This is a genomic window from Sutterella sp., from assembly GCF_052272535.1.
GTDB lineage: Bacteria > Pseudomonadota > Gammaproteobacteria > Burkholderiales > Burkholderiaceae_F > Sutterella.
On record NZ_DAVZJY010000100.1, the window covers coordinates 1 to 8307 of the forward strand.

Genomic DNA, 8307 nt, shown 5'->3' on the forward strand with positions numbered 1-8307 from the left:
GCCTTCGAGGGTCTTCGCGGGCGCGAGGGCGAAGCGGTCCGCCGCCGTGAGCCAGAGGCTCCAGGCGGGGGCGGCGCCCGTTTCTTCCGCCTCCCGGACGGCCGACGCGGGTGCGGCGGAGAGCTTGAGGACGTTCTTTTCAAAGGGAAGGAAGTCGAGGCTCTTCGCGACGACCGCGCCCCCGGCGAGGTCGATGCGGATGCGGTTCTCCTCGATCTTCGCGCAGGCGGCCTGCGCATCGGGGGCGCGCTCAGGCACGAGCTTGAGCGCGCGGGCGATCTCGGCCGCCTCGGGCGTCTCTTTGCCGGAGACCGCGATGGGGAGCCTGAGCGTCGCGTCGGCCGATTCGGGCACACACATCTCGCGGCAGGCGAGGTATTCGACGTGAAGCGCCACGGTGACGTTTCCCGACGCGCCGCGGGGCACCTCGACGCGGAAGGGAAAGAGCGTCACGCCGCCGTAGCCGAAGCTCGTGAGCCCCGAGGTGATCGTGCGCTCGGGGAGCGGAAAGAGCGGCGCGGTGGCGCGGATCTCTCTGGGCAGCGTGAAGCTGAATTCGGGAGGCAGCCCCGCGTCGCCCGGTATCCTCCAGTAGGTGTGCCAGCCCTCTTCATGGGTGAAGCGCACGGCGAGCCGGTTCTCCGCCTGCGGCGTGAGCGCAGTTTTCTCCGCGACGAGCTCGACGAAGACGTGCGGGCGCGGCTTCTCGGTGCGGCTCCCGGCGCTGATGGCGGACATCCAGCCGTCCGAGCTCCCGGCGGCGGGAGCGGTGGCGGGGAGTGCTGCGGCGCAGACGGCGCAGAGAAGCGCGGCGGCGGCGCTGCGGGCGCGGGTGGAGAGGACGTCGGCGAGGGACATGGGGTGTTCGGGGTGCGGCGGGCGGCGCGCAGGACCGCCCGCAGGGTTGCGGCGGAGAAGACCGCCCAGGCCGGGCCCGGGCGGCGGCGGAATTACTTCGCCATCGAGGCGAAGACTTCGCGGGCGGCGGAGACCGTGGCGTCGATCACCGCGTCGTCGTGGCGGATCGAGACGAAGCCCGCCTCGAAGGTCGAGGGCGCGAAGTACTGGCCGCGGTCGAGCATCCCGTGGAAGAACGTGTTGAAGGCGTGCGTGTCGGCCTTCATCACGTCGGCGAAGCCCTGCGGGCGCTGCGGCAGGAAGTAGAGGCCGAACATGCCGCCCACGGAGTCCGCGCTGAAGGGCACGCCCGCCTCATGCGCGGCGGCGGTGAGGCCGCTCACGAGGCGCGCGGTCTGGCGCCCGAGGCGCTCGTAGAAGCCCGGCTCCTGGATCTTCTTCAGGGTTGCCATGCCGCAGGCGACGGCGACGGGGTTGCCCGAGAGCGTGCCCGCCTGGTAGACCGGGCCGCAGGGCGCGACCTTCTGCATGATGTCGCGGCGGCCGCCGAAGGCGGCGACCGGCATGCCTCCGCCGATCACCTTGCCGAGCATCGTGATGTCAGGGGTCACCTTGAAGAGCGACTGTGCGCCGTGGAGCGCGACGCGCAAGCCCGTCATCACCTCGTCGACGATGAGGAGCGCGCCGTACTGGGTGCACAGGCGCCGCATCGTGTCGATGAACTCCTGCGAACCGCGCACGAGGTTCATGTTCCCGGCGAACGCCTCGACGATCACGCAGGCGATCTCGTCGCCGTACTTCCTGAAGGCGTCCTCGAGCTGCGCGGGGTTGTTGTATTCGAGCACGAGCGTGTGCTCGGTGACCGAGGCGGGAACGCCCGCCGACGAGGGGTTGCCAAAGGTGAGCAGCCCCGAGCCCGCCTTCACGAGGAGCGCGTCGGAGTGGCCGTGGTAGCACCCTTCGAACTTGATGATGCGGTTGCGGCCGGTGAAGCCGCGCGCGAGGCGGATGGCGGACATGCCCGCTTCCGTGCCGGAGCTCACGAGGCGCACCTCCTCCATCGAGGGCACGAGGCGCGAGATCTCCTCGGCGATCTCAATTTCGGCGCGGGTGGCCGCACCGAAGGAGAGGCCGCGGTCGACGGCGGCGTGAACGGCCTCGAGCACATCGGGGTCGTTGTGACCGAGGATCATCGGGCCCCAGGAACAGACGTAGTCGGTGAAGCGCTTGCCCTCGACGTCCCACATGTAGGGACCCGAGGCGCGTTCGATGAAGCGCGGGGCGCCGCCGACGGAGCCGAAGGCGCGCACGGGCGAGTTGACGCCGCCGGGGATGACCTTCTGTGCGCGCTCGATGAGCTCTTGATTGAGATCCATTGCTTGTCTCCAAAGGATGGGCGGAGCGCGAGCGGGCGGTGCTGCCGCCGCCCGAGTTCATATTCGCCGCCCGCAGGGCGCCCGACGCTCCGCCGGGAGCCCGGGCGCACCCGAAAAACATTCTGTGCCGGGCGGGATTCTAAGGGCGCCGCCTTTCCGCGGGATTAACGCGGCGGGGGGCAGTCTGCAACGGATCTTGAAGGCAGGCGTCAGAAGGCGAGGCCGAGGCCGAGCGTGAAGTTCGTCGGCATCGAGCGGACGGTGTAGCCCGAACCGCGGTCCTCGAGCACGCCCTTGAAGCGCGGGAAGTTCGTGTCCATCGAGGCGGTGAGGAAGAGGTTGTCCAGGGCCGCCCAGGTGGCGCCCAACGTGAGCGAGGGGTGGAGGCTCGTGTCCGAGCCGCCCGACGCTTCGCCCTTCGACCACCCGAAGCCGCCGCCCGCGAAGAGCCGCAGGCGCTTCGTCACGTCGATGTTGTAGGCGATGGTGAGCGAGTAGGTCTCGATCTTGAGCGGCTGCGTGCCGCCCGAGAGCTTCACCACGTCGTGCTCCGAGCGCGAGTACTTGAGGTCCGTCTGCCAGGAGCGGCCCGAATAGCGGCGCAGACCGACGCCCCAGACGGCGGCGTTCCTGATGTGCGAGGGCGAATACTTCTCGCCGTTGTCCGCGTACTGTCCGCCCCAGGCGCCGTAGAGGAGGTTGGGGGACTTCACCCAGGGGCTCGACGCTGGGAGCGGCATCTTGCGCCCCTTGTTGTCGTCCACCGTGATCGAGGAGAAGAAGAAGAAGACGTTCGTGAACGGGATGTAGGTGCCGTAGAACGAGAACCAGTCGTTGCCGATCTTCGCGAGCGGCAGCGGCCCGGCGACGGGCAGCCACTTGTAGTCGCCACGGAAGGTGACGCCGGCGAGGTAGCCCGCGCCCACGTGCAGGCCCGAGGCGCCGAGCGGCCAGCGCGCCACCCAGGTGTAGCCCACCATCGGCTCGGGCCGGTAGTTGGAGTCCACGAAGGTGACGAGGTAGAGCATGCGCTCGTTGCCCTTTTCGTCGATCACCTGACGCGCGAGCCCCATGCCCATGGGCCAGCCGTTCTCCTCGGCGCGGTTGTCCCAGGCCCAGGTCGGGTGGTTGGTGTAGACGGGCGCCACCCATGTGGTGTTGCCTTCGCTCATGATGCGCGAGGCGCCTTCCTTCGCGTCCGACCAGAACGAGGCCCAGTCGCCCGGACGCTCGTCCGAAGCGCGCGCGAGTCCCGCCGGCGTGGTGTCCACCACGGAGGCCCAGAATCCGGCCTGTGCGGCGCCGGCGGCGGCGAGGGCTGCCGCGGCGGCGGTGAAGCGGAGAAGATGCGCGGGGTGAAGCTTGTTCATGACGGTTGCCTGCGGAGGAGTGGAGCGGCGGGGAGGCCTCGAGGGAGGGGTTGGAGCCGGCCATTTTGACACACCGTTTCGGGCGACTGGGCCGCACGGCGCGGGCTTGTTTCATGCGGGCAACGCCCGGACGCTTGATCCTCCGGTGAAGTGCGGGTAAAGTAGCGCCCCTGCAGCGGCCAAGTTCTCCGGGCGGTCGTCGGCGGCTTTGCGCCGCGGGAGGAAAGTCCGGACTCCGCAGGGCACCGTAGGAGGTAACACCTCTCCGCCGCAAGGCGCGGATCAGAGCAACAGAGACGAGCCGGCTTCGGGCCGGGTGAAACGGGCAATCTCTACGGGGAGCAACATCAAATAGGCAGCCCATGAACCTGCCCGGTTCGGCTGCGGGTAGATGGCTTGAGGCGGCGCGCGAGCGCCGTCCTAGACGAATGGCCGCCGCCGCGGTCCCTTCGGGGACTGCGGCGACAGAATCCGGCTTACACGAGGGCTTGCGTCCGCTGCACCTTCCCCTTCTCCGTCCGCGCCCGCCCCCTTCTTCCTTCGGGCGGCCGCGCCGCGGTCCCCGCTCATCCCCTCTGCGGGACCCATCCTTCTTCCGGGGGCGCGCGCCGCACCCCGCCGCCGCGGTCTGATCCGCCGCATTCTTTTGCACTTTTTTTGTGCGTCCCCCTCGCCGGAGCCGCCCGCATCGTCTCCGCACTGTGGGAAAATGTGGGATTCGGTGGGGGCGTTCGTGCGGGACGCCCGCTTCGGGACGCGGACAACAGTTCTTCCATTCGGATCGGCGATGTTTCAGGGCACTTCACTCGTGACGCTCGACGCCAAGGGGCGTCTGGCGCTCCCCGTGCGCGCCCGTGCGGAGGTGGCCGAACGGGGTGGAACGGTCGTCGTCACGCGCCATCCGGACGGCTGCCTCGTGCTCTATCCGCTCGAAGCCTGGGCGCCGCGGCGCGAAAAGCTCCTCGCGCTCCCCTGGAGCGCGCGCGGGTTCGTGCGCTTCGTGCTCGGCAGCGCCCTCGAGGTGACGCCGGACGCGGCCGGCCGCATCCTGATACCGGCGGACCTGCGCGGGCTGGCGGGCCTCGGGCGCGAATGCGCGCTCGTGGGGCTCGGCGAACACCTCGAGCTCTGGGACCGCGCCCGGTTGCGCGCGGCCGAAGAGGCCGCGCTCGCCCAAGGCGTCGACGCGGCGGACTTCACCTTCTGAAGGCCCGCGAAATGCGCCGCACCCCCGGCTCCCCATCCGAAGAGAACAATTTCACGCCACGCTCAAAGGATCGCTCCTCCATGTCCGCCTTCGTTCATCTGCCCGTGCTCAGTCAGGAAGCTCCGGAAGCGCTCGTCTCGCGCCCCGACGGCCTCTACGTGGACGGCACCTTCGGCCGCGGCGGACACAGCCGGCTCATTCTCGAGCGCCTCGCGCCCGAGGGGCGCCTCATCGCCTTCGACCGCGACCCGGAGGCGGTCGCCGCGGCGCGCCGCATCGAGGACCCGCGCTTCACGATCGTGCATGCGCCCTTCTCGGCGATGGCGGACGAACTCGGGCGCCTCGGCGTCGCGCGCGTGGACGGCGTCTTCCTCGACATCGGCGTCTCCTCGCCCCAGATCGACGACCCCGAGCGCGGATTCTCCTTCCGCTTTGACGGGCCGCTTGACATGCGCATGGACACGACGGCGGGCGAAACCGCCGCCGAATGGCTCGCGCGCGCCTCGGCCGATGAAATCGCCGGGGTGCTTGCCGACTACGGCGAGGAGCGCTTCGCGCGCCGCATCGCCGCCGCGGTCGTGGAGCGCCGCCGCACGGCGCCCCTTAAAACAACGGGCGAGCTCGCGCGCCTCGTGGAGTCGGCCGTGCCGAAGAACCGCCGCGACGCGGCGCAGCACCCCGCGACGCGCACCTTCCAGGCCGTGCGCATCGAGGTGAACCACGAACTTGATGAACTCAAGGGCGCGCTCGAAGCGGCGGGCGGGCTTCTCGCACCGGGCGGGCGGCTCGCCGTGATTAGCTTCCATTCTCTCGAAGACCGCATCGTCAAGCGCTTCTTCGAGCGCACGGGACACCCCGAGCGCGGGCTCGACCCGCGCCTGCCGCTTCCGGCGGGGTTCAACGCCGAACCCTGGTTCACCGGAGCGCGGCGCATCCTCCCCTCGAAGGCCGAGGCGGAGTCGAATCCCCGCGCGCGCTCCTCGGTGCTGCGCGTCGCCGAGCGCACCGCGCGCGCCTGGACCGGGGAGACCGGGAGGGCGTGATGCGCACCGGCTCGAACGTTTCGCCGGCCGAACTCGGTTGGATCCTCTTTTTGGGCGGCTGCCTCTTCGCAAGCGCCCTCTGCCTCGTCGAGCTGCACTGCCAGACGCGGCAGCTGTTCGTTGCGCACGAGCACGAGGCGGACGTGCACAGAAAGCTCCTCGACGACCAGGCCGAGCTTGAGATGAAGGTGCGCCGCGCCGCCCTGGCGAGCAACATCGGCGCGGGCGCGGCGATGCTCGACCTCTACGGCGCGACGGGCGGCGAGACGGTGACCTTGGTCGAAGCGCCCGACGGCTCGGTGGACTTCCTCCCCGAGATGCGCCGCCAGCTCGAGGACTACCGCCGCCGCCAGGCCGCGGCCGCGCAGGGCGCGAAGGCCGCGCCGGGAGGTGAACCGTGAAGAAGGTCCTCGATCTGATCGCGGCCGCCTTCGCCGCCGTCTGGGCGTACGCCGCGGCGGTGGTGCGGCGCGACCGCACCGCGCGCGAAGTGCCCCCCGAGAGCCCGGCGAGCCCCCTGATCGTCATTCCGATTCCGCGTTGGCGCACGTACCTGATCTTCGGCCTCATCACGACGGCGTTCCTGCTCCTCGGCGTGCGCGCCTTCTGGCTGCAGGTGGTTTCGAACGACTTTCTGCAGGACGAGGGCGAGAAGCGCTACGCGCGCACGCTCACCATTCCGGGCGAGCGCGGCGAGATCCTCGACCGCAACGGCATCGTGCTCGCGGCCTCGCAGCCCGTGCGCAGCGTCTGGGCGGATCCGCTGCTCTCGAAGGAGGCGACCGAGGAGGATGTGAGAAAGCTCGCCGAGCTCCTCGAGCTCCCCGTGAAGACCGTGCGCGATAAGCTGCACGCGCCTAAATCGCGCTTCGTCACCCTCGTGCGCGCCTGCGACGTGCGCCGCGCCGAGAAGGTGCGCGAGCTCGGGGTCCCCGGGGTTGGCATCCAGCCCGAAGTGCTGCGCGAATACCCCGACGGCCCGGTCTCCGCTCACATCGTGGGCTTCACCGGCCGCGACGACCACGGTCAGGAGGGGATCGAACTTGCCAACGACCGGCTCCTTTCGGGGAGTCCCGGCGCGCGGCGCGTGATCCGCGACCGCAAGGGCCGCATCATCGACGACATCTGGCAGAAGGAGGCCGTGCCGGGCGGGGACGTGACGCTCTCGATCGACTCGCGCGTGCAGTTCATCGCCTACGAGGCGCTGCGCGCGCAGGTCGAGAAGACCGGGGCGCTCGCGGGCGCCGTCGTCGTCGCCGACGTTGATACGGGGGAGGTGATCGCGCTCGCGAACGTGCCGACCTACGACCCGAACGACCGCTCAACGATGCTCTTCGAGCAGATGCGCAACCGCGTGCTCACCGACCAGTTCGAACCCGGTTCGACCCTGAAGCCCTTCGCGATCGCCAAGGCGCTCGACATGGGGCTGGTGGATGCGGCGACCACCATTCAGACGGCTCCGGGCAAGCTCACGATCAACGACCGCACGATCGGCGACACGCACGACTACGGACTCCTCACGGTCTCCGAAATCGTTGCGAAGTCCTCCAACATCGGCACGGCGAAGATCGCGCTCGAAATGGCGCCGCAGACGCTCTGGGACATGTACACCGCGCTCGGCTTCGGCCAGGCGCCCAAGGTGGTCTTCCCGGGCGCGACCGCCGGGCGCCTGCGCCCGGCGAAGTCCTGGCGGCCGATCGAGCAGGCGACGATCTCCTACGGCCACGGCGTGAGCGTCTCGCTCATGCAACTCGTGCGCGCCTACACCGCGCTCGCGCGCAACGGCGACGTGATCGACCTCACGCTCTACAAGCGCCGCCCCGGCGAAGTGGTCGAGGGCGAGCGCGTTTACCGCGGCGAAACCGCGCGGCTCATGCGCGCGATGATGATGAAGACCGTCGGGCGCGGCGGCACCGCCTCGCGCGTGAAGGTCGAGGGCTACACGGTGGCGGGCAAGACCGGCACGGCCAACAAGGTGAAGAACGGCCGCTACACGAAGGACACGGTGGCAAGCTTCGTCGGCATCGTGCCGGCGGTGAATCCGCGCTTCATCGTCGCGGTGATGATCGACGAACCCACGAAGGGCAGCCGCTACGGCGGCACCGTCGCGGGCCCGGTCTTCAGCGAAGTCGCCGCCGGGGCGCTGCGCACCCTGATGGTGACGCCCGACGAGGCGGCTTCGGGCGGCGGCGGCGCGTTCCTCGCGCGCATCCGCAACTGACGCGCTTCCGAACGGAGCCTCACTCAAGGAACAAGATCTACTCGGGAAGGACAGCAATGACCGACACATTCGAAGGCGCCCCCGCGGGCGCCCGGGATCCGGACGACGCCGCGGTGGCGCGCTGGCTCGCGAACCTCGTGCATGAAGGCGCGCAGCTGCGGCTCGACAGCCGCGAGGTGCGCCCGGGCGACGTCTTCTGCGCCGTTCCCGGCGCGAAGGCGGACGGGCGGAG

At 70.0% G+C, this 8307-nt stretch carries 7 protein-coding genes and 1 other RNA gene; 5 read left to right on the plus strand and 3 right to left on the minus strand.

What is annotated here, in order from left to right; genetic code table 11:
• From ACT6Y9_RS06375 to ACT6Y9_RS06385, 3 genes are all read right to left on the minus strand, one after another.
• Window positions 1-858: protein-disulfide reductase DsbD domain-containing protein (locus ACT6Y9_RS06375; protein ID WP_443743904.1), on the minus strand; the 858-nt coding region annotated here is incomplete at its 3' end.
• A gap of 92 nt (window positions 859-950) precedes the next feature.
• On the minus strand, window positions 951-2234 hold the full coding sequence (gene hemL / locus ACT6Y9_RS06380; RefSeq protein WP_443743905.1) for a glutamate-1-semialdehyde 2,1-aminomutase: 1284 nt from the start codon (window positions 2232-2234) through the stop codon (window positions 951-953).
• A 209-nt stretch (window positions 2235-2443) separates the two neighbouring features.
• Entirely contained in the window at window positions 2444-3604 is a 1161-nt protein-coding gene (locus ACT6Y9_RS06385) for an outer membrane beta-barrel protein (protein WP_443743906.1), read from the minus strand.
• 180 nt (window positions 3605-3784) lie between these two features.
• Here ACT6Y9_RS06385 and rnpB point away from each other — a divergent pair.
• From rnpB to ACT6Y9_RS06410, 5 genes are all read left to right on the plus strand, one after another.
• Window positions 3785-4099, plus strand: an RNA gene (rnpB, locus tag ACT6Y9_RS06390) — RNase P RNA component class A.
• A 292-nt stretch (window positions 4100-4391) separates the two neighbouring features.
• Window positions 4392-4811, plus strand: coding sequence for a division/cell wall cluster transcriptional repressor MraZ (gene mraZ / locus ACT6Y9_RS06395; protein ID WP_443743907.1), 420 nt, complete (start codon window positions 4392-4394; stop codon window positions 4809-4811).
• 80 nt (window positions 4812-4891) lie between these two features.
• Window positions 4892-5854, plus strand: a complete 963-nt coding sequence (gene rsmH, locus ACT6Y9_RS06400) for a 16S rRNA (cytosine(1402)-N(4))-methyltransferase RsmH (RefSeq protein WP_443743908.1) — start codon at window positions 4892-4894, stop codon at window positions 5852-5854.
• A complete protein-coding gene (locus tag ACT6Y9_RS06405) occupies window positions 5854-6255 on the plus strand; it encodes a hypothetical protein (RefSeq protein WP_443743909.1) in 402 nt (133 codons plus the stop codon). The genes rsmH and ACT6Y9_RS06405 overlap by 1 nt, the downstream gene beginning before the upstream one ends.
• Window positions 6252-8075 (plus strand): peptidoglycan D,D-transpeptidase FtsI family protein, encoded by a 1824-nt coding sequence (locus ACT6Y9_RS06410; RefSeq protein WP_443743910.1) that lies wholly within the window; start codon window positions 6252-6254, stop codon window positions 8073-8075. Before ACT6Y9_RS06405 ends, ACT6Y9_RS06410 begins: the two co-directional genes overlap by 4 nt.
• The last annotated feature ends 232 nt before the right edge of the window (window positions 8076-8307 follow it).

Excerpts from the sequence above, each read along its gene's own strand:
- ACT6Y9_RS06405 (WP_443743909.1), top strand. The coding sequence starts at position 5,854 with ATGCGCACCGGCTCGAACGTTTCGCCGGCCGAACTCGGTTGGATCCTC.
- rsmH (WP_443743908.1), top strand. The coding sequence starts at position 4,892 with ATGTCCGCCTTCGTTCATCTGCCCGTGCTCAGTCAGGAAGCTCCGGAA.
- mraZ (WP_443743907.1), top strand. The coding sequence starts at position 4,392 with ATGTTTCAGGGCACTTCACTCGTGACGCTCGACGCCAAGGGGCGTCTG.
- ACT6Y9_RS06385 (WP_443743906.1), bottom strand. The coding sequence starts at position 3,604 with ATGAACAAGCTTCACCCCGCGCATCTTCTCCGCTTCACCGCCGCCGCG.
- hemL (WP_443743905.1), bottom strand. The coding sequence starts at position 2,234 with ATGGATCTCAATCAAGAGCTCATCGAGCGCGCACAGAAGGTCATCCCC.